This is a genomic window from Nocardia vulneris (genome assembly GCF_001613425.1).
Classification (GTDB): domain Bacteria; phylum Actinomycetota; class Actinomycetes; order Mycobacteriales; family Mycobacteriaceae; genus Nocardia; species Nocardia vulneris.
In genome coordinates, this window is record NZ_BDCI01000018.1 from 53,576 (window position 1) to 80,475 (window position 26,900).

The following is a 26,900-nucleotide window of genomic DNA, read 5'->3' on the forward strand; positions in this document are numbered from 1 at the left end:
CGGGCCAGGCATGCCGGACCAGATGATGCTGTAGCATTAGAACATGCGTTCGAACGGAGCTTACGAAGAGCAGCTCAGCGCCCTGGAGGGTGCGCTGGCTGGACTGCGGGGCCTCGATGTGGCGCGGGGTAGCGAGGAGGAGCTGTCGGATCTGCTGGATCGACTGGAGGCTGCCGCGCGGATGCTGGCGGGGTTGATCGCACGGGTGGCGTATCGGTTACGACAGTTGCGCGAACCGATCTGATTCACCGCCGCAATGTGGGCGGATCGATCGCCAGCAGCGTGTGTAAGGCGGTTTCGCCGTCGGCGGTGACGCGGACGGCGCGACCACTGCCGACGCGGGTGATCCAGCCGCGTTCGAGCAGGCGACGACAGATCTGCGCACCCGCGGTACCACCGAGATGGGTGCGCCGTTCGGTCCAGTCGAGACAGGGCCGGGCGAGCGGGCGGCGCGTCCCGCGCAAGTCGGTGGGCGCGACGCCCAGCGGGCCGGTGAGCCAGGACAGCCCGGCTTCGGTGAGGGCGAAGCCGGCGTCCTGGTCGAGCAGCCCGCGCTCGGTCATCGCGTCGGTGATCGCGACCCCGAGGCGTCCGGCCAGATGGTCGTAGCAGGTCCGGCCGCGCGCCAAAGCTGTTGCGACAGTGGCGGTTCGCAAATTGGTCACGGCCGGGCGCGACGGCTCGAGCTGGGTGACCATCGTCTCCAGCAGCTCGGCGACCTGCGGCCCGGCCAATTGCACGTAGCGATGCCTGCCCTGACGCCGTTCGACCAGCAAGCCGCCGTCGAGCAGCCGGTTCAAATGTTCGGTCGCGGTGGACGCGGCCACTCCTGTGTGCCGGGCGAGCTCACCCGCGGTCCACGCCCGTCCGTCGACCAGCGCCAGGCACATATCGGCGCGGGTCCGGTCGGCGAGCAAGGCGGCGAGACCGGCCAGTTCGGCTCCTCGGGATGACACCACCCCATCATGGCGCGCCATCGTTTCGGCGGCGACCGAAATGTCGCGGGGATACGGTCACGCCATGATTCGGACACCTCCCATGCTCACCGACCCCGATCTGGTGCGGCAGACCTTGATCGACGCGCCGGTGCCGGTCGCACCACAGGTGGACGCACCGATCGGTGTCGCGTGGTTGCGCGCACACGTGCCCCGGTTCCGCGAAGGTGCCGAGCATCGACGTCTGCGCGCGCTGGTCGAGGCCGAGCTCGACCGCCTCTCCCCCGCCGACCTGCGCGCACGAGCTCGGGCGGCGGGCGGCGCCCTGCCGCATATCCGAGCTTTGGCGGAAGCGCTTGGACTGCAAGGTATCTCAGAGGAAGCGGTGGCGTTGGTCGCCGCCCACTATCAACCGCACGAGCCGGACGACGCCGCCGCCGATGCGGCGGTCGCGGAATTGATCGCCGCCTGCGGCGGCGTGCCCGACGACGCGACGGCGACGCGAATCTGCCTGCTGGTACAGGCCTGTGCCGCGACTTCCGCCCTCATTGGCCACGTCCGGGAGTTGGACCCGCACGGCAGCGCGGAGGAGCGCATCGCCCGCACCATGGACGGACATCCGCCGCTGCGTTCGACCCGCCGGGTGGTCGACGGCGAACTGGTCGAACTCGACATGCGCCACCCGGGACTGGGTTTCGGCGCCGGCCCGCACGCCTGTCCGGGCCGGGCGCACGCCGTCGCACTCGCCGCAGGCATCATCGAGGGATCCGCATGAACAAGACCGAGACCTTCCACCGACTGCACCACGGCGACGAGCCGTTGGTGCTGCCGAACGCCTGGGACTTCGGTTCCGCGGCTCTGCTTGCCGCCGAAGGGTTTCCGGCGATCGGCAGCACCAGCCTCGGTGTCGCGGTCGCGGCGGGCCTGCCGGACGGTACCGGCGTCACCGCCGCGGCCACCATGGCGCTCGCCCGGCTACTCGCCCGGCTACCGGTGCCGGTGACCGTCGACATCGAAGGGGGTTTCAGCGAAAGCCCCACGGCGGTGGGCGAATACGTCGCGCAACTGGCCGAGATCGGGATCGCCGGAATCAATGTGGAGGACGGCCGCGCCGAAAACGCGCTGGCCGCACCGGAACACCAGGCCGCGGTGATCGCGGCGATCAAAGCGCACGCGCCCGAGCTCTTCGTCAACGCGCGCGTCGATACACACTGGTTGCGTCTGGACGCCGACAGCACGCTCGACCGGGCCGCGCGGTATACCGCCGCGGGTGCCGACGGCATCTTCGTCCCCGGCCTCACCGATCCCGCCGCGATCGAACGGCTCGTCGCCGCCGTCCCGCTGCCCGTCAACATCCTCTATTCGCCGACCGGACCTTCCCTGGCGACCCTCGCCGCCCTCGGCGTACGCCGGGTCAGTACCGGTTCACTGCTGTACCGCACCGCACTGGCCGCAGCCGTCGACGCCGCCCGAGCGGTCCGCGCCGACACTCCCCTGCCCACCGCGGCCCCGCCCTACGATCGGATCCAAGCCCTCACCCAGTGAGATCGCCCGAACGCCGAGAGTCTCTGCACCGCAATCCACTTGCCCGCATCACGCGATCGCAGCCATCGAGTCGACGGACGGGCGCGGCACCGCCGTGCTCGACAACCGCGCCCGGCCGCCATCGCGTCGATCTACGCCAGCGGCTCGACTCCGAGTAGTCAACCGCGCATATCGGACAGTCGGAGGGCCCATGGTGTCTACCATTGAAGCCAGCGGCCGACGGCCGAAAGGGGCTCGCGATGTTCGAGAAATTCTCCGATCACGCTCGGCGAGTGGTGGTGTTCTCGCAGGAAGCCGCCCGTGATCTGCACCATGACTACATCGGCGCCGAGCACATGCTGCTCGCCGTCCTCGACCTGTGTGAGCGCGAACCGACCCTCGGTGCCGCCGAGGCTCTGGCGCAGCTCGGCATCGAACCGAAGACGGCGCTGGCCCGGATCGCACTGCCACCGGGCCCCGGCGACCTCAACGTGTCCGGTTACATTCCGTTCACCAAACAGGCCAGGAAGGTGCTGGAGAACAGCCTGCGTGAAGCGCAGGCGCTCGACGACGCCCATATCGGACCGAGCCATCTGCTCCTGGCCTTGACCAGCGCGGCCGCCGCCGATCCCGAAACGCCCATCGGCACCGCCATCGCGGCCCTGGAGCTTTCGCACGAGAACCTCCGCGCGGCGCTGCGAGCCGGCACCGCGGCGCGGGCCGCCGCCTCGGTGACGCCGCAGTTCGCACCGCAGGCGATCAAGGCATTGGCGGTCGCCAAGGTGCACGCCCAGCAATCCGGCAGCAGCACAGTCGATCTCGGACACCTGCTGCTCGGCCTGCTCGCACTGGACGACGACGTGGTGCGCCCGGCCTTCGATGCACTCGAGGTGGATCGCGGCCGGCTCGCCGACGAAGTGCTCGGCAGGCTGCCGCGCCGCGAATGACGCGGTTCTAGTGTTTCTGCACCACCCGCTCGCCCTGCCCCGGCTTCCAGATCGTGATGTCCAGGTGATCGTCGATCACCTGCACCGTGGAGGCACTGCTCAGGTCGGCGATGTAGAAGTGGTCGAACTTCTGGCCGCGGATATCGAACCCGGATTCGTCGAACAGGTGCTGGGCGAACCGCTCGTGCAGCTGCGGGTCGGGTAGATCGACGACGGTGCCGAACAGTTTGGCGTCACCGTCGCTGACCTGGGTGTCGACCGTGGCGGTATGCAGGCAGAAGCGCGGATCACGCGCCAGGTCGAGGAATTTCGTCGTGCCCGGCATCCCCGAGATCACCAGATTGCCCTCGAAGAACCGCGGTTCCACCGGGCTGATCCGCGGGAACCCGTCCGAGCGGAGCGTGCCCAGCATGCACAGGTTGCCGGTCGCGGTGTGCCGGCGCACGAACAGTTCGGCGATATGCGGTGCTTCTTCGGCGAAATCACTCCAAGTGGTCATGCGCTGGACTGTACTGGCAATTCTTGCCACCTTCTGTCAACTTTTCCGGTTAGTCTCGAAACCATGCGCGCGAGTCGATTGGTGCAACTGCTGCTGCTGTTGCAGACCAGGGGGCGATCGACCGCCGGTGCACTCGCCGAGGAGCTCGAGGTATCGGTGCGCACGGTCTACCGGGATATCGAGGCGCTGTCCGCGGCGGGCGTGCCGGTATACAGCGAGCCGGGCCGGGCGGGCGGCGTGCAACTGGTGGACGGCTACCGAACCCGGCTCACCGGGTTGACCACCGACGAGGCCGACGCCGTGCTGCTCACCGGATTACCCGGCGCGGCAGCCGATCTCGGCCTCGGTACCGTGCTCGCGACCGCACAGCTCAAGGTTCTCGCCGCGCTGCCACCCGAATTACGCGGCCGCGCAACCAGAATCGCCGAGCGTATCCACCTCGACGCCCCGGGCTGGTTCCGCCGACCCGACGAAACACCCACCCTCAACACCGTCGCCGACGCGCTCTGGCACGACCGCCGCCTGCACCTGCACTACGGCCGCAGGGACAAGGTGGTCGAGCGCCTGCTGGACCCGCTCGGCCTGGTCATGAAGGCGGGCACCTGGTATCTCGTCGCCCGCGACGGCGCCGCGATCCGCTCCTACCGGGTCAGCCGGATCGTCTCGGCCGAACCGAACGGCGAAACCTTCACCAGGCCGGACGATTTCGATCTGTCCGCGCATTGGTCCGCAGCGGCGGACGATTTCGCGCAATCGATGCTGCGGGTCCGGTCCCGCTGCCGGATGGCCGCGACCCACCTGCGCCTGCTGGGCCTGTGGCACGAGCCCGCGGCGGTCGCGGAGGCGCTGGCGTCGGCGACCGAACCCGATACTGCGGGCTGGGTCGAACTGACCCTGGCCTCGGAAGCCTGGGACGTTCTCGCGCACGCCATCCTGCCGCTCGGCGAGTTCATCGAGGTGCTGGAACCGCCCGAACTGCGCGCGCGGCTGGCCGAGACCGCCGCCCGTATGCACGCCCGCTACCATCCGGCTTAGGACCGTAACGTTCCTAAGTCGATGGCAGGGTGAAGCAATGTTGGAGACGTCGGCACGGCTGCTGAAACTGCTGGCCCTGTTGCAGACGCACCGGGATTGGACCGGGGCGGAACTCGCGCAGCGGCTCGGCGTCACCGGGCGCACGGTGCGCCGCGATGTCGAGCGGCTGCGGGAACTCGGCTATCCGGTGGACGCGACGCAAGGCACCGGGGGCTATCGGCTCGGCGCGGGCGCGGCACTGCCGCCGCTGCTGCTCGACGACGAGGAGGCCGTCGCGGTGGCGGTGGGGCTGCGCAGTGCCTCGGACGGGACAGTGGCGGGCATCGAGGAGTCTTCGCTGCGCGCGCTCACCAAACTGGAGCAGGTGCTGCCGCCGCGACTGCGGCATCGGGTGCGCACTTTGCGCGCGGCCACCGTACGGGTCGGGGCGCCCGGCGCGGCGGTGCGGCCGGAGACCTTGATGGCGGTCGCGGAGGCCTGCCAGCGGCACGAAGGTCTCCGCTTCGACTACCGCGCGCACGACGGCACGACGACCCTGCGCAAGGTGGAACCGCACAGCCTGGTGCATTTCAGTCGCCGCTGGTATCTGGTGGCGTGGGACATCGATCGGGCCGACTGGCGCACCTTCCGCGCCGACCGCCTCACCCCGCGCATCCCGACCGGTCCCCGCTTCACCCCGCGTGAACCGCCGGAAGGCGATGTGGCCGAGTATCTTTCGCGGCAGTTGTCCACGAACTCCTGGCCGTGCCGGGCGACCGTCCTGCTGCACCTCTCCGCGGCGGCCGCGGCGGATCACATCTGGCCGGGTATGGGCGTGCTGGAACCGGTGGACGCCGAGTCCTGCCGCCTGCTCGTCGGCGCCGAAACCCCTGCCGACCTGGTCTGGATGATCACCTCGAGCAATCTGGACTTCACACTGCTCAGCGGCCCACCGGAACTGGTCACCGCGTTGCGCACCCAGGCCGCGCGCTGCACCGACGCACTGCGTGATTTTCCCGGTTAGCCGGGTCAGCAGGTCCAATCGAGCACGGGGGCAAACGATTTCGTCTGCACCGCGGCGGGCGTCAGCCGCAGCAGCAGGTTGCGCGCGAATACCGCAGGCGCCGAGGACAGTTGAGCGACGGTGCCGACCCGGCGCGAGCGTGTGACGATCATCTGGGTGCGCGGCCTGCGTTCACGGTCGTACCGGGCGAGGCCGGTATCCGCGGCGGCGACGCGGGCCAGGATCACCGCGTCCTCCAGCGCCTGGCAGGCGCCCTGACCGAGGTTGGGGGTCATGGCGTGTGCGGCGTCACCGAGCAATGCGATGCGGCCCGCGACAAAGGTCGGCAGCGCGGGCAGGTCGTAGAGATCATGCTTCAGCACAGCGGATTCCGTTGCGGCCGCGAGCAGTTCTGGAATCGGCGCGTGCCAGTCGCCGAATCGGCGGCGCAGTTCGGCGAGTCCGCCGCCCGGTGCACCCGCAGGCATATCGGCGGTGGCGAAACAGTAGACCCGGCCATCGGCCAGCGCCCCGTAGCCGAAACGTTCACCGCGCCCCCAGGTTTCGGCCATCCCCGCGATCGGCTCAGCCGGCGTCACTACCACCCGCCACGCGGTGTAGCCGCTGTAGCGTGGCGCGACGTCACCACACACCGCGCGCCGCACCACGCTGCGAATTCCGTCCGCGCCGACGACCAGATCGCCCGTCGAAGTGCCCGCGTCGTGCATCACGGTGCCGTCGGGACGCGCCTCACTGACCGAAATGCCGGTGCGCAGCACTTTTTCGGGTAGCTCGGCACGCAGGAGATCGAGCAGGTCGGCGCGATGCAGCATGATCGGGCTGCCGTAGCGCGCCCGGATCGCCGCGCTGTCCACCCGCGAGAGCCAGGCTCCCCGGCTGTCCCGGATCCCGGCCGAACCCCCTTCGACCGCCCGGGATCGCACCTGCGCGCCCAGGCCCAGCGCATCGAGCGCACGAAGGGCATTGGGCCAGAGCGAAAGTCCCGCGCCGACCTCGGTGATCGCGGCGGCTCGTTCGAGCACCTCGACCTCCCACCCTTGCCGAGTGAACGCGACCGCGGTCGCCAGTCCCCCGATACCACCGCCGACAATGATCACCTTTGCCATCGCCCGACTCCTCCCGCTATCAGCTGACGACAAAGTTACTACATATGTAGTCCATGGACTACATATGTAGTAGAACTCACTACCGATGTAGTATCGCGGCGTGCCTACGAAGCGGGAAATCGTTCTGGATGCCGCGATCGAACTGCTGGGATCGCGGGGTTCGCGCGCGCTCACCCACCGCGCGGTCGACGAGGCGGCCGGCATGCCCTCCGGCTCGACCTCGAACTATTTCCGCTCGCGCGACGCCCTGCTCTCCGGTCTGGCCGCACGCCTGGAAGAGCGCGACTACGCCGACTGGGACGCGCTGAGCCGGGTGCCGGCGCCGAGCACCCTCGACCAGCTCATCGACAGCCTCGCGCTGTTCGTCACGCATGCGATCACGACCGACCGCACCCGCACCCTCGCCAGGTACGCCCTGTTCCTGGAGGCACAAGGCTCCCCGGCCGCGCAGGCCGCGGTGCGGCGCGGAAACGAACGACTGACCGACTGGATTCGCACCATGCTCCGCAACGTCGACGCGGGGCCGGACGTGGCGAAGCTGCTCGTCGACTGTCTCGACGGCGTGGTGCTGCACCAGTTGGCCGGCCCCGCAACGGAGTTCGACGCCCAGCGGGCGGTGGACCGGTTGGTCCGCGGGCTGCTGCTCAGCTGACGATGGCGAACAGCACCGCGGCAACCGCGAAACTCACCACCGAGAGGATCGTTTCGAGGACGGTCCAGGTCTGCAGCGTCTGCTTGACGGTCAGGTTGAAGAACTTCGCGATGATCCAGAAACCACCGTCGTTGACGTGGCTGAGGATGATCGAGCCCGCGGCGATCGCCATGGCGATCAACGCGATCGACATCTGCGAGTAGCCGTGATCGGTCACCAACGGCGCGACGATACCGCCGGTGGTGACGATGGCGACCGTCGCCGAGCCCTGCGCGATGCGCAGACCACAGCTGATGATGTAGGCGAGCACGATCACCGGCAGCCCGGCCGCGGACATGGTGTCGGCCAGCGCGGTGCCGATTCCGGTGGCGGAGATGACCTTTCCGAAGAACGCGCCCGCACCCACCACCAGCAGCAGCATGCCGACCGGTCGCAGCGATTCGGCGGTGAGCTCGCTGAGCTCCTGCACGGTGGAGCCGCGGCGCACGCCGAGCACATAGAACGCGATGAGCACCGCGATCAGCAGCGCGACGGCGGGCGTGCCGAAGAAGGTCAGCACCTGCAACAGCTGAGAGTCCTTGTCCAGCAGCTGGGTACCGAAGGTGGCGCCGAGGATCAGCACCAGCGGGATCGCGATGATCGCGCCGATCAGACCCACCGACGGCGGCGTGGCCGTCACGGTCCTGGTGGCCGTGCCGGTGCCGCCGCCGGTGCCGTCGGAAATCCGCTCCCCCTCATCGGGAGCGGTTTCCTTCTCCTTGGTGACCAGGAACTCCTCCGGCACCTCGACATGCACGCGCTTGCCGATGTAGCTACCCCAGACGATGCCCGCCGCGACGAAACCCGGTATACCGCAGACGAATCCCATCAGGATCAGCCAGCCGAGGCTCACTCCGAGCAGGCCGCCCAGCGCCACCGGCCCCGGGTGCGGCGGCAGGAACGCGTGCGTCATCGACAGACCCGCCAGCATCGGCATTGCGTACAGCACCAGCGAGCGCCCGCCGCGTTTGGCCGCCACATAGATCAGCGGCGCCAGCACGAAGATGCCGATATCGAAGAAGACCGGGATACCGAAGATGAGCCCGAGCAGGCCCATCGCGAACGGGGCGCCCTTCTCGCCGAACAGGTTCAGCAGCTTGCCGGTGAGCACGTCGGCGCCGCCGGAGCGTTCCAGGATCGCGCCGAGCACCGTGCCGAGCCCGATGATGACGGCGATATGCCCGAGGATGCCGCCGAATCCGGTCTCCAGCAGGGAATCACCGGCTTTGATCGCCGTGCCGACGATCTTCGACACCGGCAGGCCGGCGGCCAGCGCCAACCCGAGCCCGGTGAGCAGCAGCGCGATGAACGGCTCCAGCTTGACCTTGATGATGGCGAACAGCAGCACTGCGATCGCGAGCCCGCAGAGCACGAGCAGCCCCGGGGTACTGGTGCGCAGCCAATCTACGGTGGCGCCCATGGGTAGACCTCTCAATTCATGGATCGAACGAACGACGCCGCGCGGTCGGCGATTTCGGTCCACCGGCCCGCCGCGACATCGGAAGGGGCAACGACGTCGGTGCCTGCCGTGACGGCGACTGCGCCCGCGGCCAGGAATTCGGCGGCGTTGCCCGCGTTGACGCCACCCGACGGGATGAGCGCAACATCTGGAAACGGACCACGCAGGTCCTTCAGGTAGCCGGGCCCGAGAGCCCGCGCGGGGAAGATCTTCACCGCGGCCGCGCCGAGATCGAGCGCGGTGAGCACCTCGCTCGGCGTGAAAGCGCCCATCACGACCGGAATGTCGTGCTGCGCGGCCACCTCGGCGACCTCGATGCGCAGACCCGGCGTGACCAGGAACTGCGCACCACTGTCGATCGCGGCCTTGGCCTGTTCCCCGGTGAGCACGGTCCCGATACCGAGTACCGCGTGCGCGGCGGACCGAGCGGCCGCGAGATAGCCCAGCACACCCGGCGTGGTGAACGTGAGTTCCAGCGCCCGGATGCCGGACGACGCCAGCGCTTCGGCCAGCGCCACCGGATCGGGAATCTCCGGCGCGCGAACCACACTCAGTACCCGGTCGGCCCGGATGGCCGCCATGGCGGTAGTGCTCGAGGTCATCAGACTGTCTCCTTTCGCGCGGCGTCCATGCGCAGCGCCCGCCCGGCGAGCGTGCCGGTGGGTGCGCCGTCGTCGATGGCGAAGCGCCCGTTGACGAGCACGTGCGTGATGCCGCGCGCCTGCTGTTTGGGTTCGTCGAAGGTGGCCGTATCGATCACCGAGGCCGGATCGAACACGACGAGATCCGCGGCGTACCCGGTGGATACGAGACCGCGGTCGCGCAGCCGCAGGCGTTGCGCGGGCCGGCCGGTCAGGTGGTGCACGCAGTCCTCCAGCTCCAGCACGCCGAGTTCGCGCACATACCGGCCGAGGTAACGCGGGAAGGTGCCCCAGGCACGCGGGTGCGGCCGGGCGGGCGCGAGCAGCGCGTCACTGCCGCCCATGTGCCCGGGATGCACCATGATCGCGCGCACGTTCTCCTCGTGCCCGACATGCTGCAGAATGCCGGTCGCGAGCTGATCGCGTTGCAGCAGTTCGAAGAACATCTCGACCGGGGCCACCGCGCGTTCGGCGGCGATCTCGTCGATCCGTTTGCCGACGTACTCGTCGAGGTCCGCGTTGCCGACCCCGCTGATCTGGATGGTCTCCCATTCGACGGTCACGCCGTGACAGCCGTCGGACCCGTGCACGTCGACATCCTGGGCGATGCGCGCCCGGGTCGCCGGATCCTCGAGCCGGGCCAGCGCCGCGTCCGGACCGCCGGACATCGCCCAGCTCGGCAGCAGCGCCGACAGCGTTGTCGCGCCGGGCAGATAGGGGTAGGTGTCCAAGGTGATGTCGCAGCCTTCGGCCCTGGCTTCGTCGATCAGCGCCAGGAACTCCGGTGCGCGCCCGCGGTTCACGTGGAAGTTCATCGTGGCGTGCGTGAGGTGCAACGCGCAGCCGGTGCGCCGGGCGAGGCCGATCATCTCCGCGTACGCCTCGAGCGCGCCCGCACCGTAGGAGCGGGTGTGCGGTGCGTAGAAGCCGCCGAACTCCGCGACCACCTCACACAGAGCGGCCAATTCGCCGGTGTCGGCATACATTCCGGGTGTGTAGGTGAGCCCGCTCGACATGCCGACCGCGCCGTCCCGCAATCCTTGCGCGAGCAGCTCCTGCATGCGGCGGATCTCGTCCGCGGTCGCGCGACGTTGCTCCGCGCCGACCACCAGCAGTCGCAGCGTGCCCTGCGGCACGAGATAGGCGGCGTTGGGCGTGATTCCGCGATCGAGGCGGTCCAGGTACTCGGCCACGGTGCGCCAGGAGAAGTCGAGATCCGCGGGATTGCCGTTCCACCCGGCGATCTGGCGGCGCACCACATCGAGGGTGACGTCGTCGATCGGGGCGTAGGACAGCCCGTCCTGACCGATCACCTCGGTGGTCACACCCTGGCTGATCTTGGCGAAATGCCCTGGCTCGGTGAGCAGATGCAGATCCGAGTGCGCGTGCATGTCGATGAAGCCGGGACACAGCACGGCACCCGGTCCGGTCTCGACGACCCGGCCGGCCTCGGCGAACGAGCCGGGGGCGGTGATCTGGGTGATGCGACCGTCGGCGACGCGCACGTCGCCGCGGAAGCGCGGCAGGCCGGTGCCGTCGATGATGTCGATCTCGCGAAAAAGTATGTCCGTCATGGCGTCCGGCTCGTCAGAAGAAGGTGTGCAGGAAGTCGACCACGCGCGGCGCCGCGGCATCCGCGTCGTCGATCACCGGGACGAGCCGCCACTTGTCGAACGCGGTGCACGGGTGCGAGAGCCCGAACCGCACGACGGTGCCGATCGGCAGGTCCGCGCCCTCGGGCAGGCGCAGGAACAGGTGCTGGTCGTTGAGCGCCGACGTCCGTGCCGCCGGGTCGATCGGCGTATCTTCCGGTCCCGCAACGCGTTGCGGGACCGGAAGACCCTCATCGAAGGGCAGATCACGTTTGCCCGCGTCCAGCAAAGCCAGTCCCGACTCCGGACGGGAGATGGTGCGCGCCCAGCCGTGCATGGCCGAGCGCAGCGGCTTGTCGCTACGCTCCGCCGCCAGCGGCGAGATGCCCGCATAGAAGCCGTCGTCGTGGATCAGGTACGCGCCGGAGCGCAGCACGACGGTGGTCGGCACACCCTGTGCGCCTTGCTCGTCGGCCGATCCGGCCAGTCGCTCCACCACCAGGTCGGGGTAGGCGCTGCCGCCCGCGGTGATGATCGCCTCGCCCGGATAGCCTCCGGCGGCGGCGATTTCGCGGTGCAGTCGGGCCAGCTCGTCCAGGTAGTGCCGCACGGTGTGCACGGCTTCGGGAGTGCGATCGTGCGCGAGCGCGCCTTCGTAGCCGCCGACCCCGCCCAGCGTCAGCCGCCGCGCGTCGGCGATGGCGGCCGCGATGGCGTGCGACTGCTCGACCGTGCGCGCACCCGTACGGCCGTGCGGCCCACCGAGTTCGACCAGCACTCGAACTCGTGCGGTGCCGGGCGCGGTACTCAGGTGCCGGTCCATCAGGGCGACCGTCTCGACGCTGTCCGCCCAGCAGACGAACTCGAACGCCGGATCGTTCGCCAATTCCTCGGCCACCCAGTGCAATCCGACCGGATCGACGAGTGCGTTGGCCAGCAGGATCCGGCGCACGCCGAAGGAACGGGCGACCTGGACCTGCCAGATGGTCGCCAGGGTGATGCCCCAGCAGCCCGCGGCGAGCTGTTGCGCCCACAGCTGCGGCGCCATCGTCGTCTTGCCGTGCGGCGCGAGTTGCACGCCCGCCGCGCTCACCCAGTCGGCCATCAGGGCGAGGTTCGACTCGACAGCCGACCGATCGATGGTCAGCACCGGGGTTTCGAGTTGCGCGAGCGTCGGTGCGGTGGCGAGGAATTCGCGCACGGTGCGCCCCCAGGCGGCGGGCGGCAGCCCTTTGTGCTCGGGACCGAGCCTCCGGTCTTCGAGTGCTGCTACGACGTCGTCGTCGATCACCACGGCGTTCCTTCCCGCGAATTCCCGCATCAATCTACATAGCTTCTCGCTATTGCATATTCTGCAATGCTTGTTGCGCATCGTGTTTCGTGTGGTTATTCTGCACGGGATGGCCTCTGGCCGCAAGCACAGGAAGGAGATCGGTGTGACGTGGCCTACGTCGACCCGCCCACGAGCGGTGACCGTCGGCGAGGGACTCGCTGTGCTCGTGGCACAGCCGGGTCCGCTGGAAGAGTCGGACACCTTCGAGCGGACCGCGGGCGGCGCCGAAGCGAACGTGGCCACCGTGCTGCCGCAACTGGGGGTCGACACCGCCTGGCTGTCGCGGATCGGCAGCGACGGCTTCGGCCGCTACCTGATCGCCCATCTCGCGGCGCGCGGCGTCGACGTGTCGGCGGTCGTCACCGATCCGACCCGGCCGACCGCGGTGTACGTCAAGGAGCGCGGCAGTGGTTCCGGTAGGGCGACCGACCTCGCCGAGCGTGCCAGCCGCATGCTGTACTACCGCACCGGCTCCGCGGCCAGCGCGATGTCGCCCGCCGACCTCGACGCGACCGCCGCCGCCCGCCTGCTCGCCGACTGCGGTCTGGTGCATTTCACCGGGATCACCACGGCGCTGTCCGAGTCGACGACCGGGCTCACCGAGGCTTTGCTCGCCCTCCCCCGCAACGGCCGGCTGGTGAGTTTCGACCTCAACTTCCGTCCCGCACTGTGGGCGCAGCGCCTCGATCAGGCCGCGGCGGTGCTCGCGCGGCACGTCCGCGGCAGCGACGTGGTGTTCCTGGGCGCCGACGAGGCCGCCGCCGTCTTCGGCACCGGCGATCCCGACGCACTGCGCGTCCTGTTCCCAGAGCCCGCCCAGCTCATCGTCAAGAACGACGAGCACACCGTCACCGGATTCGCGGGGGCCGAGCGTGTCGAGGTGCCCGCGCTCGAACTCGAGGTCACCGAGCGGATCGGCGCGGGCGACGCGTTCGCGGGCGGCTACCTCGCGGCCCTGCTGCACGGCAGGCCGCTGGACCAGCGGCTGCGCTTCGGGCACCTGTGCGCCGCCGCCGCACTCACCGGCACCGGCGACGGCGCCGAGCTGCCCCACCCCTCGGTCCTGGAACGCCTCGCCGCCCTGGACGAAAAAGGTTGGGCCGAACTGCATTACAACGAGACCGTCATCGAGAATGTGGTCCTGTGAACCACCCTAGAGTCTGTGAGACGCCGTCATGAGTCAGAGTTTGTCGCGTGCCTTGACCATTCTGGTTGCGCTCGGCGAGGATTCGCGGTCGCTGGACCAGCTGGCCACCCAGCTCGGCGTGCACAAGTCGACCGTGCTGCGGTTACTCCAGACGATGGAGGCGCAACGCTTCGTCACCCACGACAGCCAGCACCGCTACGTGCTGGGGTCGCGGCTGTTCGAACTCGCCAACCGCACCTTGGAACAGCGCGACGTGCGCACCCTGGCGCGGCCGCACCTGAGCGCGTTGAACGCCGACACCCGACAGACCATCCACCTCGCCACCTACGAATCCGGTGAGGTCGTCTACATCGACAAGCTCGACGCCACCCAGAGCGTGCGGATGTACTCCCGGGTCGGCAGGCCCGCGCCGCTGCACTGCACCGCCGTCGGCAAGGTGCTCATCTCGTCGCTGCCCCGCGCCGAATGGCGGGTGATCGCCGAGAAACTCGACTATCACCCGTTCACCGAACGCACCATCCGCACCCCCGAGCGCTACCTGATCGAACTGGAAAAGGTTGCCGCCCTGGGCTATGCGGAAGACCACGAAGAACACGAGAGCTTCGTCAACTGCATCGGCGTGCCCGTGCGCAACGGTACCGGGGCGGTCGTCGCCGCGGTCTCGATGTCGGTGCCGGACATGCTCCTCGACCACGACCAGGTACTGGCCGAACTGCCGCGTGTGCGCGCGGCCGCCGACGCCATCTCCGCCGAACTCGGCTGGGCACCCAGCCGCACCCCCACCGCAACGAAAGGCTGACCGTTCCATGAGTGACAAGATCGCCGTCCGCACCACCGATGCGCCCGCACCCGCACACACCTTCTCCCAGGGCGTGCGCAAGGGGCCGTTCGTGCAGGTCTCTGGACAGGGTCCGGTGGACCCGGCCAGCAACGAATATCTGTTCCCCGGCGACGTTGCGGCACAGACGATCCGGACGCTGCAGAACGTGAAAGCGATCATCGACGCGAGCGGTGCGACGTTCGATGACGTGGTCATGTTGCGCGTCTACCTGACCACCCGCGACGACTTCGCCGCGATGAACGAGGCCTACGGCGAATTCGTCACCGCCAACACCACCGGCGACGTCCTCCCCAGCCGCACCACCGTCTTCACCGGTCTCCCCCGCGCCGAAATGCTGGTCGAGATCGACGCCATCGCCATCGTCACCGAATAGGTCCGTCGGTCCGGCTCGACCAGCTCCCTCGCCGGTCGAGCCGGACCCGGCCCACGGCCCGTGGAGCTGTGGAACACGCTCGGCCCCGGATATTCTCGGTCGCCGACCCGACCGGTCCGACCCGCTCGTGCGGCGGGTCGGGCCGGTCCGGCCCTCAGGCTTCCGTGGGGGACCCGCTGCCTGGGGAGGCAGCCTCCTTAGGGTCGCCGGGGGAAGCCGGCTTTGGGGATGCGGGAGCCGCGGCCTTTTTGGCGGGGGTCTTCTTTGCTGCGGCGGTCTTTTTCGCTGCCGCGGTCTTCTTCGCTGCACCAGTCGATTTGGCCGCACCCGCGGACTTGGTCGCACCGGTGGTCTTGGCGGCAGGGGTTGTCTTTGCCGCACTTGCCGACGTGGACTTCTTTGCCGCAGTGGTCTTCTTCGCTGCGGCAGTCTTCTTGGCCGCACCGGTCGACTTCGCCGCACCGGCCGACTTGGTTGCCGCCGCCGACTCGGACGCTGCCGCCGACTTCGCCGCCGCTGCCACGGCTCCAGCGGACTCGGACACGGTGGGTGCCGCGGAATCGCCGGTTGCGGCCACCGATGTGGCGGCACCTGTCGCGGTCGCCGACTTCGTCGCTGTCTTCTTCGCTGCGGCAGTCTTTTTGGCCGGGGTCGCCTTCCGTGCAGTTCCCGTCGCCGTGGTCTTCTTCGCCGCCGCGGCCTTGCGTGGGGCACGCCCACCCGCGGTCTTCTTCGCCGCCGCACCACCGGCCGCCGCAGCGGCACCACCGGCCACGGCAGCTGCCTCAGAAGTACCGGAAACATCCGTCCCCGTGGCCTTTTCAGCGCCATCGGCTTCCGCGAACGATTCCGCGACCACAGCCGCACCGGGCTCAGTCGCCGCGTTACCGGTCACCGCGACAGATTCCGCCGCGACGTGCGGGTCGGTACCAGCGGCCGACGTCGAAACGGACTCGGCCGGAGCACCCACCTCCGCAGCGTCCACCGCGTTGTGCTCGGTGGCAATTCCGGTGGATGCCGCCGAAGCCGACTCGGCGACAGCAGCTTCAGCCGCATCGGTGGCGGTGCCGGTCTCAGCGACGCCGACCCCGTTCTCCGCCACATCGGGCTCAGCCACGGTGGCCGAACCAGTTTCCGTCGCAACCTCTTCGGCGGGCTCAGCCACGACGGCAGTCGCAGCCGACTCGGCCGAGCTCGCACCATTCTCCACCCCAACCGTGGACGACGCAGTCACTGCCACATCAGGCCCGGCGGTGCCGTTGGCCGACACACGTTCGGTGACAGCTGCTTCGGGTGCGACGGCTACGGTTTCCGTCGACTCGGCAGCGGAAGCCGCAGCCGCCGAAACGTCTTCGACAGCAGGCTCGAGACCCGTTTCAGACTCCGGCTCCGCCGGGGCGAGGTCGATGTCCGAGGTCGCTTCGGTGGTGGCAGTGCCATCAGCCGACACGTGTTCGGCGGCAGGGGCTTCCGGCTCGGCGGCGGCAGTGTCGACCGGGACGTCCTCGGCGAAGGCTTTTTCGAGTTTGGCGAGGGCGGCGGCTTTGGCCGAATCGACCTCGGGGACGACCTTTTCGGTCACGGCGGTCGATGCCTCGGTGGGCTGCACCTCGGCGACGGGCTCGTCCGCTGGGGCGGCATCCGCGTCCGGCACCACCGCGACCGAATCCGACTCGGCGTCACTCGCCGCCTGGACGACCGCCGCATCCTGTGCCGAATCCGCTTCGGCGACAGTCTCTTCCGCCGACAACGCGGCAACGTCCATCTCCTCTTCGGAGACGACGGCGGCGGCAGCGGCTTCGAGGGAGGGGAGTTCGCCGAGGTCGATGTCCTCGACCAGGCTGACGCCGGGGATCGCGTCGAGGAGCTGGCGGGTGTAGAGGTCGGACGGGGTGGAGAGGACCTTTTCGACCGGGCCCTGTTCGACGACCTTGCCGTTGCGCATGACGAGGACGTCGTGCGCGATGGCCCGCACGACCGCGAGGTCGTGCGAGATGAACAGGTAGCTGACGCCGAGCTGCTGCTGCAGCGCGGACAGCAGGGTCAAGATCTGATCCTGCACGAGCACGTCCAGCGCGGACACGGCTTCGTCGCAGACCACCAGCGGCGATCCGACGGCCAGCGCGCGGGCGATGGCCACGCGCTGGCGCTGCCCGCCGGACAGCTCGTTCGGATAGCGGTGCGCCACCGCCACGGGCAGCGCGACCTGCTCGAGCAGCTCGGCGACCCGCGCCCGCCGGGACGTGCGATCGCCGACCCCGAAGGCCCGCAGGGGCTCGGCGATCAGCTTCTCGACGGTCCACATCGGGTCGAGCGAGGCGTACGGATCTTGGAACACCGGCTGCATGGCACGCCGCGCGGCACGCAGTTGTGCGCCGCGCAGCCCGCCCAGTTCGGCGCCGTCCAAGCGCACGGTGCCCGCGGTCACCGGCACCAGGCCGAGCACCATCCGCGCGGTCGTGGTCTTACCCGACCCCGATTCGCCGACGATCGCCGTGGTGCGCCCGCGCTCGATCGTGAACGACACGTCGTCCACCGCTTTGAGCACCCCGCCGCGCCCGCGGATCCGGTACTCCTTGCTGATGTGCGAGACCTCCAGGATCGGAGAACTCTTGGCGGACTTGCCGGTTGGGGCGGCACCGCTGCGCGCGGCGGTCTCCCCGTCGGCGAGCGCGGCCGCCGGATCTTCGGCCGCCTCGTCCGTGTCCACGCTGCCGACTGCGACGCCCTCATCGCGCCGCGGTCCGATCAGCGCGGGCGCGGCCGCGACCAATCGCTGCGTGTACTCCTCTTGCGGTTCGGTCAGCACCTGCCGGGCCGGGCCGGTCTCGACGATCCGTCCGTCCGACATCACGATGACCCGGTCGGCCCGCTCGGCGGCCAGCCCGAGGTCGTGGGTCACCAGCAGCAGCGCGGTACCGAGTTCCTGGGTCAGTTTCTCCAGGTGGTCCAGGATCTGCCGCTGCACGGTCACGTCCAGGGCCGAGGTCGGCTCGTCGGCGATGAGCAGATCCGGCCGGCAGGCCAGGCCGATCGCGATCAGCGCGCGCTGGCGCATACCGCCGGAGAACTCGTGCGGGTACTGCCGGGCGCGGCGCGCGGGTTCGGGCAGCCCGGCTTGGCCGAGCAGTTCGATGGCCCGCCCCTTCGCCTCGCGGCGCGAGCAGAGCCGGTGTGCCAGCAGGGTTTCCGACACCTGGCGGCCGACCCGCGACACCGGGTTCAGGTTCGACATGGGGTCCTGCGGGACGAGGCCGATCTCGCGCCCGCGCAGCTGGCGTAGTCGCTTCTCGTCGGCGTGCGTGATGTCCTCGCCGCGCCACCGCAAGGTGCCGCCGGTGACCCGGCCCGCGCCGGGCAGCAGGCCCATGATCGCGTGTGCCAGTGTCGATTTCCCCGAGCCGGAGGCGCCGACCACGGCGACCCGCTCGCCCGGCTGGATGACCAGGTCCGCGCCGTGCACGGCGGTCGTGTCCCCGAAGGCCACGCGCAGCGCACTGACCTCGAGTAGTGGTTGTGTCATAGTCGTTTTCCCTCAGCGCCTTGTCTTCGGGTCGAGCGCGTCCCGCAGGGCGTCGCCGAAGAGGTTGAATCCCAAGCAGATGATCGCCAGTGCCACACCGGGGAAGATGCCGGGCCACGGCGTGCGGAGCAGGTACTGCTGCGCGTCCGACAGCATGATGCCCAGGCTGGGCGCGGGCGGTTTGATGCCGAGCCCGAGGAACGACAGGATCGCCTCACCGAGCACCGCGGTCGGCATGATCACCGTGGCCTGCACGATGATCGGCGCCAGCGAGTTGGGCAGGATGTGCTGGCCGAGGATGCGCAGCGGCCCGACGTGCATGGCCTGGGCGGCGAGCACGAAATCGGTTTCCTTGAGCCGCAATGTTTCCGCGCGCACCACCCGCATCATCACCGGCACCTGCGCGATGCCGAGCGCGATCGCCGCGTCGGTGAGCCCGCCGCCGTTGATGGCGGTGAGCCCCACCGCCAGGATGACGAACGGGAACGCGAGCAGCACGTCGGAGACGCGCGAGAGCACCATGTCGAACCCGCGCCAGTACCCGGCGAGCAGGCCGAACGGCACGCCGATGAGCACCGCGCACAGCACCGAGAGCACGCCGACCTCGAGCGAGGCGCGGGTGCCGTAGAGCACGCGGGAGAGGATGTCGCGGCCGAGATCGTCGGTGCCCAAAGCGAATCCGACGGTGCCGGGTTGCTGGAACGGGGTCGAGAAGTGCACCTCGGCGGGCGAGTACGGGGCGAGCAGCGGCGCGAACACGCCGACGAAGATCACGATCAGCAGCAGCACCGCGCCGACCATGCCGAGCGGGTTGCCCCACAGCTGGCGCAGCACGCGCCCGCGCACCGCGGTCAGCGGCGGTGTCGCCACGGCGGGCGCGGGCCCGGTGTCGGTGACGGTGGGGCGGGGTTCGGTGACTGTCATTGCGCCCTCCCGGACACTCGAACGCGGGGGTCGATCACCGTGTACAGCACGTCGACCAGCAGATTGATCACGATGTAGGCGGCGGCGATGACCAGCACGACCGCCTGGATCACCGGGTAGTCGCGGGTGAACACCGAGTCGAGGGTGAGCTTGCCCATGCCGGGCAGGCTGAAGATGCGTTCGGTGACCACCGCGCCCGCGATGAGCCCGCCGAGTTGCAGGCCGACGATGGTGGTCACCACGATCAGGCTGTTGCGCAGGCCGAAGCGGAAGATCACCGCGCCGCGGCCCAGGCCTTTGGCGCGCGCTGTGCGCACGAAGTCGGCGGTGAGGGTCTCCACCATGGACGAGCGGGTCTGGCGCTGCACCACCGCCGCGTGCGCGAGGCCCAGGATCAGCGCGGGCAGGGTCAAGAAGTAGATGCCGCGCAGCGGATGTTCCAGCGGGGACACGTATCCCGAGGCCGGGAACCAGTTCAGCTGCACCGAGAGGTACAGCACGGCGAGGATGCCGACCCAGAAGGTGGGCACCGACAGCGCGACCAGGGAGAAGCCGTTGGCGGCCCATTCCGGCCAGCGGCCGCGGTACACCGCGGCGATCACGCCGCCGATCACGCCGGCCAGCACCGCGATGAGCATCGCGTAGACGGCCAGCTGGAAGGTCACCGGCAGGGTGGTGCCGATCATGTCGCGCACGGGGGTGCCGGTGCGAATCGAACGCCCGAAATCACCGGTGGCCGAATGCTTCACGAACTCGATGTATTGCACGAACACCGATTTGTCCAAGCCGAGTTCGGCGCGAACCGCGGCGATGGCCTCCGGATTCGCGTCCTCGCCCGCCATCGTGGTGGCCGGGTCGCCGGGTAGCGCCCGCACGCCGGCGAAGACCACCATCGAGGCGAGCACCAGCGTGACGGCGGACTGCCATAGCCGATGGAACACGTACTGCAGCATGGGTTTTCAGCCCTTCCGATCAGCGACGTATGCGGCCTTGCCAAGCCGCACCGTGCCGTCGGCGTATACCTCGATGCCGGTCACCCAGGTCGAGTGCACGGTGAGGTTACGCAGACGGTAGGTGTAGATATAGGGGTTCTCCCGCTGGATGAGCCGTACCGCCTGCTCGTACAGCGCGCCGCGTTGCGCGGCGCTGGTGCTGTGCGCGGCCCAGCCGAGCAGATCGTCCAGGGTCGAGGAGTTGAATCCGCTGTAGTTACCGGTCGAGCCGGTGGTCAGGAAGCGAGAGGTGTTGCCGTCCGGGTCGAGTCGGCCCGACCAGCCGAGATAGAGGATCTCGTAGGTGCCCTTCTTCTGGGCGTCCAGCATGCTGGAGTATTCGGCAGGTACGAGCTTGAGGTCGAAGCCGCCCTCCGCGACGACCGCGCGCATCTCCTGGGCGTACTCGAGCTGATCGGCGACGTTCATCACCTGCATCGTCACCGGGTACGGAATCGGCACGCCCGCTTCGGCGAGCAGCTCCCGCGAGCGCTGCGGATCGAAGGTCGGGCACACCGTGCTCGCCTTGGTGGCGTAGGAGGTGCGCGGCGCGATCGGCGTACACGCGGGCTCGTACCAGTTGTGGAAAGCCTTGTCGACCAGGGCTTCCCGGTTGATGCTCAGCGAAAGCGCCTGCCGCACCTTGGCATCACGCGCGATCGGGGTGTTGATCTGCTTGACCGGCTTACCCGCGCCGTCGACATTGCCGATGTTGATATAGAGCCCTTGGAAACCGAACGATCCCGATTGCAGCACCCGCAGCTGCGGCATTTTCGACAAAGCGTCGATGTCGTCCGGGGACATCGTGTCGGCGACCTGGATGTCACCGGCGCGCAGGCTCTGCGCGCGCATCTTGGCATCGGGCATGATCCGGTAGGTGATGCTGTCGAAGTGCACGTTCTTCGCGTCGTAGTACAGCGGATCGCGGGCCACGGCGATGGAGGTCTGCGGCACCCGCTTGACGAACTTGAACGGCCCGACGCACACCGGGTTGTCACCGAAGTTGTTGCCCGCCTCCTTCAACGCGGCGGGCGACATGATCATGCCCGCGCGGTCGGCGAGCGCCGCGGTGATCGGCGCGAACGGCTGGTGATACCGGATCACCACGTGCGAGGAATCCTCGGTGTCGATCTCGCTGATCGGGCCCATCTCACCGGTGCGCTGCGAACCCGGCATCGTGAGATGACGCTCCAGGCTGGTCTTCACCGCGGCGGCGTTGAACGGTGTGCCGTCGGCGAATTCGATGCCGGTGCGCACCGGAATGGTCACCGACAAGCCGTCCGGGGAGATGGTCGGCAGCGCGGTCGCCAACTGCGGCACCAGATTTCCGGAGGAATCGTTGTCGTAGAGCTTCTCGCAGATCGTGCTCATCACGTAGCGCATGTAGAGCGAGCTGGACGTGGTCGGATCGAGCTTGTCCGGATCGTTCGACAGACCCATGATGAGGTCGCCACCCTCGCGGACCGGCTGCGAGCCGACCGGCGTGCCGTAGTCGTCGACGTGCGTGACGATCGGGGTGACGGGTTGCGGCGATGCACAGGATGCGAGCGCGACGGCTACCACGCCGAGGATCGCCATCCGTGTGAAGCGAGCGAGCATGCGCTACAAGATACTTCACCTTGTTGCACTTTTCTCACCCTCTATTCCTTTTTGTACATTGTTCTCATTATGGTCATCGGTGGAAATCGGCCGAGCCGAAAAGAATGGTACGGAAAACAGCGATCCGGCGTTTGCCGGACCGCTATTTCCTGAAACAGGTGAAGCTAGCGTCCCCCGATTCGACTGTTCAGCTTTTCCCGCCCGCGACGAAGGCGGCCTTGCCGAGCCGCACCACGCCGTCCTGGTACGCCTCGATGCCGGTCACCTGCTTCGAATGCACCGTCAGCACGCGGATGCGGTAGGTGTAGACGTACGGGTTGTCCTGCTGGATCAGCGCGGTCGTCTTGCCGTACAGCTCGGCGCGCTGCGCGGGATCGGTGCTGCGCGCGGCCTTTCCGAACAACTCGTCCAGCTCGGGATTGCTGTATCCGGCGTAATTGCCGTTCGAGCCGGTGGTGAGGAATTTCGTGATGTTCGCGTCCGGGTCGAGCCGGCCCGACCAGCCCAGGTACAGGATCTCGTAGGTCCCGCGCTTCTGCACGTCGAGCAGGGTCGCGTATTCGGTGGGCACGATCTTCAGATCGAATCCGCCCTCGGCCAGGCTGGCCTGCCAGGCCTGCGCGTAGCGCAGCTGATCCGGGGTGTTGGTGACCTGCATCGTCACCGTGTACGGCAGCTGCACGCCCGCCTCGGTCAACAGCTGCTTGGCACGCTCCGGATCGTAGGCGGGGCAGGCGATCCCGGCCTCGGTCGCGTAGGTGCTGCCCGGCACGATGCCCGAGCAGGCCGGTTCGAACCAGTTGTTGAAGACGGTGTCCACCAGCGTCTTCCGGTCGGTGGCCAGCGAGAACGCCTGGCGGATCCGCGGATCCTTCGCGATCGGGGTATCGATCTGCTTGGTCGGCTTGCCCACGCCGTCGACATTGCCGATATTGATGTAGGCGCCGTAGAAACCGAGCGAACCCGATTGCAGCAGCCGCAGGTCCGGGTCCTTGGCCAGTGCGTCCACGTCCTGCGGCGAGATCGTGTCGGCGACCTGGATATCGCCCGAACGCAGGTTCGCCGCACGGATATTGGCGTCGGTGATGATCCGGTAGGTGACCTTGTCCAGGCGCACCTTCTTCGCGTCGTAGTACAGCGGGTCGCGGACCACCTCGATGGAGGTCTGCGGCACCCGCTTGACGAACTTGAACGGCCCGACGCAGACCGGGTGATCGGCGAAGTTCTTGCCCTCGTCCTTGGCCAGCGCGGCGGGCGACATGATCATGCCCGCGCGGTCGGCCAGCGCCGCGGTGAACGGCGCGAACGGCTTCTTGAACTTGACCACCACATGCGCCGGGTCGGCCACCTCGATGCCCGCGATCGGCCCCATTTCGCTGGCTCGCTGTGAGGTTTTCATCGACTGGTGCCGCTGCAGGCTGGTCTGCACGGCGGCGGCGTCGAACGGTGTGCCGTCGGCGAATTGGATGCCGGTGCGCACCGGGATGGTGACGGTGAGGCCGTCCTCGGAGATGGTCGGCAGCGCGGTCGCCAGCTGCGGCACCAGCTTGCCTGCCGAGTCGTTGTCGTAGAGCTTCTCGCAGATCGAGCTCATGACATAGCGGGTGTAGAGGGAACTGGAGGTGGTCGGGTCGAGCTTGTCGGGTTCGTTGGACAGGCCCATCACCAGGGCGCCGCCGTCGCGGACCTGCTGCGTACCCACGGGCGTGCCGAAATCGTCTGTATGCGTTGCGGTTCCAGCGGGATGCTGTACCGGTGCGCAGGAAGCGAGCGCGGCGGCGGTGACGCCGAGCACGATCATCCGTGTGAAGCGAGCGAGCATGCGCTACAAGATACTTCAATACGCCGAATTTTTCGCACCCACCATTCCTTTTCGTACATTGTTCTCCCGGCGGTAGCGGCAGGAAACCACGCGGGCGAAAGAATGGCACGAAAAATAGCGGTCCAGCTGTGCCGGACCGCTATTTTCATGACGTGTTGAGTTATCGGCCCGCGGCGTAGCCCTGCATGCCGCGCGGATTGGCGCCCGCGGAAAGGACCCCGGCCTCGGGATCACGGGCCACCGCGCACAACCGGCCCTCCGACCACGGCGGCCCCACATTGACCTGGTGACCGCGTCGTTCCAGGTCGGCGATCACCTCCGGGTCCATCCGCGACTCGACGAACACCGCGCCCGGGCTCATCGCGCGTGGATAGAACGAGCCGGGGAAGCTTTCCTGATGCCAGTTCGGCGCGTCGATCGCGCCCTGCAGATCCAGCCCGCCGCGCACGCGCTCACGCAGCACGACCGACAGGAAGAAATGCACGCTCCACTGATCCTGCTGATCGCCGCCCGGCGTGCCGAACGCCATCACGGCTTCCCCGTCGCGCAACGCCATCGAGGGGCTGAGCGTGGTGCGCGGACGACGGCCCGGCTGCAGCGAATTGGGTAGTCCCGGCTCCAGCCAGGACATCTGTAGTCGGGTGCCGAGCGGGAAACCCAGTTCGGGCACAACGGGATTGGACTGCAACCAGCCACCGCTCGGGGTCGCCGCGATCATGTTGCCCCAGCGATCGACGATGTCGACCTGACAGGTGTCGCCCTTGGTGGCGCCGGTGGTGGCCACCGTCGGTTCGCCCGCACCGAGCGGAACCTCGGTCGCGCCAACGGAATTCGTCTGGACATAGCCACTGAGTCGGGGCCGCAGGCCGTCCGGGCTGCCGGGACGCAGCTCGAAGGAGGCCTGCGGCCCGATCAGCGCACTGCGTTGTGCGTTATACCAAGGAGAAAGCAGTGTCGACATCGACACCTGTGCGCTGTCCCCGTACCACGCCTCTCGATCGGCCATCGCCAGTTTCGAGCCTTCGATGAGAGTGTGGTAGTACTCCGGCGTGCCGTATTCGAGCCGGTTCGGCAGCAATGCCAACTGCTGCAGGAACACCGGGCCCTGGCTCCACAGTCCCGGCTTGGCCACGGTCCAGCCATTCCAGGTGTAGGTCACCGGATTCTCGTACGACGCAGTGAAGTTCGCGAGGTCGTCACCGGTCAGGGTGCCGACGTGCCGCTCGCCCGAGGTGTCCATGGTCGGGCGGTCGCTGGCCGCGACCAACGCCTCCGCGATGAATCCCTCGCGCCAGATCTTGCGCGCGGCCTCGATCTGGCCTTCCCGGTCGCTGCTCGCCGCCTCGGCTTCGGCGATCAAGCGGCGCCAGGTGGCGGCCAGCACCGGGTTGCGCAGCAACGCGCCCGCGGCGGGCGGCTTTCCGTCACGCAGGTAGAGCTCGGCGGAGGTGGTCCACTCGTTCTCGAACAGTTCGGCGACCGTCGAGACGGTCTCGCCGACCCGCTCTACCGCCGGGTGGCCGCGCTCGGCGTTCCAGATCGCGAACGACAGCACCTCGGCCAGCCGCTTGGTGCCGTGGTCGCGCAGCAGCAGCATCCAGGCGTCGAACGCGCCGGGCACGGCGGCGGCCAGCGGGCCGGTGCCGGGCACCAGATCGAGACCGAGGGCGTTGTAGCGCGCGATCGTCGCGGCGGCGGGCGCCGGACCCTGACCGCAGAGCACCCGCGGCGGCAGACCGGCGGGCGCGAGGATGATCGGCACCTCACCGGCCGGGCCGTTCAGATGCGGCTCGACCACATGCAACACGAAACCCGCGGCGACCGCCGCGTCGAAAGCGTTGCCGTCGTCCTCGAGCACCGCCATGGCGGCGGCGGAGGCGAGCCAGTGGGTGGACGACACCATCCCGAAGGTGCCCTGCAGGGTCGGTCGCGTGGTGAACACCTGATGAGTATCACCCGACGATCTTGGTTACGTCCAAGACATCTATTGCACCAAACCGATAGCCTATGGTTATGGAACGCCAGCAGCTCGAGTACTTCGTCGCGATCGTCGAGCACGGTGGATTCACGCACGCCGCGCGGGCGCTACGGGTAGCCCAGCCGTCGCTGTCGCGGGCCATCGGCAAGCTCGAGCGCGAGCTGGAAGTGCCGCTGTTCCACCGGGTCGGCCGCAATGCCGTGTTGAGCAACGCGGGCCAGCTGATGGTCGACCGCGCGCGACAGGTGCTGCGCGATCTGGACGCATTGCGCGCCGCCGCCCAGGCCGTCGGCGCTGGTGTCGTCGGGCGGGTGGATGTGGCAGCCACCTCATCCTCGACTTTGGAGCCGGTGATCGGCACCATAGCCGCGCTGCGCGAGCATCACCCCGGCGTGACGGTCGGGACCTGGTCCGCGCTGTCCGCCGCCGAGGTGGTCGCCATGGTGTTGCGCGGACGCTGCGAGGCGGGTGTGTGCGGCAGCGCGGAGCGACCCGCCGGACAGGGTCTGGTGGCCCATCACCTGCGCGACGAACAGTTCCTGCTCGTCGCGCCGCCGGGTACCGAGATCGGCACGGACGGCACGGTAGCGCCGAAAGATCTGCGCGGCATGAGTTTCGTACTGCCGCCGCCGGCCACCGCGGTCCGCGCCCGCTTCGACCGGCTGGCCGCGACCGTCGGCGATCTGCGCATCGCCGCCGAGGTGAGCGACCGCAGCGTGGTACTGCCGATGGTGCTGCGCGGCATCGGCGCCGGCCTCATGCCCGACGGCTGGCACGACCTGGCCTGCCGAGCCGGCGCCGCGGTCTACCGTTTCTCCCCGCCCGAACAGCTGCCACAGTGGCTGGTCTATCGCAGCGGGCCACTAACCGCCGCCGCCCAGGCCTTCGTCGAAACCACCCTCACCCAAGCCGCGGCGGTACGAACCCCCGCCTAGG

24 protein-coding genes are annotated in these 26,900 nt (G+C 68.7%); 11 read left to right on the forward strand and 13 right to left on the reverse strand.

Annotated elements, in window-relative coordinates; genetic code table 11:
* Nucleotides 1-43: 43 nt before the first annotated feature.
* On the forward strand, nt 44-244 hold the full coding sequence (locus tag NVU01S_RS20575) for a hypothetical protein (RefSeq protein WP_043668893.1): 201 nt from the start codon (nt 44-46) through the stop codon (nt 242-244).
* A 1-nt stretch (nt 245) separates the two neighbouring features.
* On the opposite strand, the gene NVU01S_RS20580 is transcribed toward NVU01S_RS20575, so the two are convergent.
* Entirely contained in the window at nt 246-956 is a 711-nt protein-coding gene (locus NVU01S_RS20580; RefSeq protein ID WP_043669079.1) for an ArsR/SmtB family transcription factor, read from the reverse strand.
* 64 nt (nt 957-1,020) lie between these two features.
* Here NVU01S_RS20580 and NVU01S_RS20585 point away from each other — a divergent pair, with 64 nt between their 5' ends.
* The 3 genes from NVU01S_RS20585 to NVU01S_RS20595 all read left to right on the forward strand — a co-directional run bounded on the left by NVU01S_RS20585 (nt 1,021) and on the right by NVU01S_RS20595 (nt 3,406).
* A complete protein-coding gene (locus NVU01S_RS20585; protein WP_082031991.1) occupies nt 1,021-1,710 on the forward strand; it encodes a hypothetical protein in 690 nt (229 codons plus the stop codon).
* Nucleotides 1,707-2,480, forward strand: a complete 774-nt coding sequence (locus tag NVU01S_RS20590) for an isocitrate lyase/PEP mutase family protein (RefSeq protein ID WP_043668887.1) — start codon at nt 1,707-1,709, stop codon at nt 2,478-2,480. The genes NVU01S_RS20585 and NVU01S_RS20590 overlap by 4 nt, the downstream gene beginning before the upstream one ends.
* 239 nt (nt 2,481-2,719) lie before the next feature.
* Nucleotides 2,720-3,406: a Clp protease N-terminal domain-containing protein gene (locus NVU01S_RS20595; RefSeq protein ID WP_063048149.1), complete on the forward strand. Its 687-nt coding sequence runs from the start codon at nt 2,720-2,722 to the stop codon at nt 3,404-3,406.
* 7 nt (nt 3,407-3,413) lie between these two features.
* Here the strand turns inward: NVU01S_RS20595 and NVU01S_RS20600 are convergent, their stop codons facing one another.
* Nucleotides 3,414-3,905, reverse strand: a complete 492-nt coding sequence (locus NVU01S_RS20600) for a pyridoxamine 5'-phosphate oxidase family protein (RefSeq protein ID WP_043668884.1) — start codon at nt 3,903-3,905, stop codon at nt 3,414-3,416.
* 63 nt (nt 3,906-3,968) lie between these two features.
* Between NVU01S_RS20600 and NVU01S_RS20605 the strand changes: the two genes are divergently transcribed.
* Nucleotides 3,969-4,940: a helix-turn-helix transcriptional regulator gene (locus NVU01S_RS20605; protein WP_043668881.1), complete on the forward strand. Its 972-nt coding sequence runs from the start codon at nt 3,969-3,971 to the stop codon at nt 4,938-4,940.
* A 37-nt stretch (nt 4,941-4,977) separates the two neighbouring features.
* Nucleotides 4,978-5,943, forward strand: a complete 966-nt coding sequence (locus NVU01S_RS20610; RefSeq protein WP_043668878.1) for a helix-turn-helix transcriptional regulator — start codon at nt 4,978-4,980, stop codon at nt 5,941-5,943.
* A gap of 5 nt (nt 5,944-5,948) precedes the next feature.
* On the opposite strand, the gene NVU01S_RS20615 is transcribed toward NVU01S_RS20610, so the two are convergent.
* Nucleotides 5,949-7,049 carry an FAD-dependent monooxygenase gene (locus tag NVU01S_RS20615; RefSeq protein ID WP_043668875.1) on the reverse strand — a complete coding sequence of 367 codons (1,101 nt, stop codon included), beginning with the start codon at nt 7,047-7,049 and terminating at the stop codon, nt 5,949-5,951.
* Nucleotides 7,050-7,149: 100 nt separating this feature from the next.
* Between NVU01S_RS20615 and NVU01S_RS20620 the strand changes: the two genes are divergently transcribed.
* Nucleotides 7,150-7,701 (forward strand): TetR/AcrR family transcriptional regulator, encoded by a 552-nt coding sequence (locus NVU01S_RS20620; RefSeq protein ID WP_043668872.1) that lies wholly within the window; start codon nt 7,150-7,152, stop codon nt 7,699-7,701.
* On the opposite strand, the gene NVU01S_RS20625 is transcribed toward NVU01S_RS20620, so the two are convergent.
* From NVU01S_RS20625 to NVU01S_RS20640, 4 genes are read right to left on the reverse strand one after another with little or no spacing between them, the layout of a single operon-like run.
* Entirely contained in the window at nt 7,694-9,160 is a 1,467-nt protein-coding gene (locus tag NVU01S_RS20625) for a GntP family permease (RefSeq protein ID WP_043668869.1), read from the reverse strand. The genes NVU01S_RS20620 and NVU01S_RS20625 overlap by 8 nt on opposite strands.
* An 11-nt stretch (nt 9,161-9,171) precedes the next feature.
* A complete protein-coding gene (locus NVU01S_RS20630; RefSeq protein ID WP_043668866.1) occupies nt 9,172-9,801 on the reverse strand; it encodes a bifunctional 4-hydroxy-2-oxoglutarate aldolase/2-dehydro-3-deoxy-phosphogluconate aldolase in 630 nt (209 codons plus the stop codon).
* Nucleotides 9,801-11,414, reverse strand: coding sequence for an N-acyl-D-amino-acid deacylase family protein (locus NVU01S_RS20635; RefSeq protein WP_043668863.1), 1,614 nt, complete (start codon nt 11,412-11,414; stop codon nt 9,801-9,803). Before NVU01S_RS20635 ends, NVU01S_RS20630 begins: the two co-directional genes overlap by 1 nt.
* Nucleotides 11,415-11,427: 13 nt before the next feature.
* Nucleotides 11,428-12,753: a type III PLP-dependent enzyme domain-containing protein gene (locus NVU01S_RS20640; protein ID WP_043668860.1), complete on the reverse strand. Its 1,326-nt coding sequence runs from the start codon at nt 12,751-12,753 to the stop codon at nt 11,428-11,430.
* A 115-nt stretch (nt 12,754-12,868) separates the two neighbouring features.
* Between NVU01S_RS20640 and NVU01S_RS20645 the strand changes: the two genes are divergently transcribed.
* From NVU01S_RS20645 to NVU01S_RS20655, 3 genes are read left to right on the forward strand one after another with little or no spacing between them, the layout of a single operon-like run.
* Nucleotides 12,869-13,912, forward strand: coding sequence for a sugar kinase (locus NVU01S_RS20645; RefSeq protein WP_244467209.1), 1,044 nt, complete (start codon nt 12,869-12,871; stop codon nt 13,910-13,912).
* 28 nt (nt 13,913-13,940) lie between these two features.
* Nucleotides 13,941-14,711 carry an IclR family transcriptional regulator gene (locus NVU01S_RS20650; protein WP_043668853.1) on the forward strand — a complete coding sequence of 257 codons (771 nt, stop codon included), beginning with the start codon at nt 13,941-13,943 and terminating at the stop codon, nt 14,709-14,711.
* A 7-nt stretch (nt 14,712-14,718) separates the two neighbouring features.
* Nucleotides 14,719-15,126 (forward strand): RidA family protein, encoded by a 408-nt coding sequence (locus NVU01S_RS20655; RefSeq protein ID WP_043668851.1) that lies wholly within the window; start codon nt 14,719-14,721, stop codon nt 15,124-15,126.
* Between the two features lie 154 nt (nt 15,127-15,280).
* Here the strand turns inward: NVU01S_RS20655 and NVU01S_RS45245 are convergent, their stop codons facing one another.
* The 6 genes from NVU01S_RS45245 to NVU01S_RS20685 all read right to left on the reverse strand — a co-directional run bounded on the left by NVU01S_RS45245 (nt 15,281) and on the right by NVU01S_RS20685 (nt 25,928).
* Nucleotides 15,281-18,649 (reverse strand): dipeptide ABC transporter ATP-binding protein, encoded by a 3,369-nt coding sequence (locus NVU01S_RS45245; RefSeq protein WP_156161530.1) that lies wholly within the window; start codon nt 18,647-18,649, stop codon nt 15,281-15,283.
* 12 nt (nt 18,650-18,661) lie between these two features.
* Nucleotides 18,662-19,573, reverse strand: a complete 912-nt coding sequence (locus NVU01S_RS20665) for an ABC transporter permease (RefSeq protein ID WP_043668848.1) — start codon at nt 19,571-19,573, stop codon at nt 18,662-18,664.
* Complete coding sequence (locus NVU01S_RS20670; protein ID WP_043668845.1) at nt 19,570-20,526, reverse strand: ABC transporter permease; 957 nt, start codon at nt 20,524-20,526, stop codon at nt 19,570-19,572. The genes NVU01S_RS20665 and NVU01S_RS20670 overlap by 4 nt, the downstream gene beginning before the upstream one ends.
* A gap of 6 nt (nt 20,527-20,532) precedes the next feature.
* Nucleotides 20,533-22,164, reverse strand: a complete 1,632-nt coding sequence (locus NVU01S_RS20675) for an ABC transporter substrate-binding protein (protein ID WP_043668842.1) — start codon at nt 22,162-22,164, stop codon at nt 20,533-20,535.
* Between the two features lie 187 nt (nt 22,165-22,351).
* The gene (locus NVU01S_RS20680) at nt 22,352-23,986 is read right to left on the reverse strand and encodes an ABC transporter substrate-binding protein (protein ID WP_043668839.1); all 1,635 of its coding nucleotides are present in this window, start codon (nt 23,984-23,986) and stop codon (nt 22,352-22,354) included.
* A 160-nt stretch (nt 23,987-24,146) separates the two neighbouring features.
* On the reverse strand, nt 24,147-25,928 hold the full coding sequence (locus tag NVU01S_RS20685) for a gamma-glutamyltransferase family protein (RefSeq protein WP_043668836.1): 1,782 nt from the start codon (nt 25,926-25,928) through the stop codon (nt 24,147-24,149).
* Between the two features lie 71 nt (nt 25,929-25,999).
* Here NVU01S_RS20685 and NVU01S_RS20690 point away from each other — a divergent pair, with 71 nt between their 5' ends.
* Complete coding sequence (locus tag NVU01S_RS20690) at nt 26,000-26,899, forward strand: LysR family transcriptional regulator (protein ID WP_043668833.1); 900 nt, start codon at nt 26,000-26,002, stop codon at nt 26,897-26,899.
* The last annotated feature ends 1 nt before the right edge of the window (nt 26,900 follow it).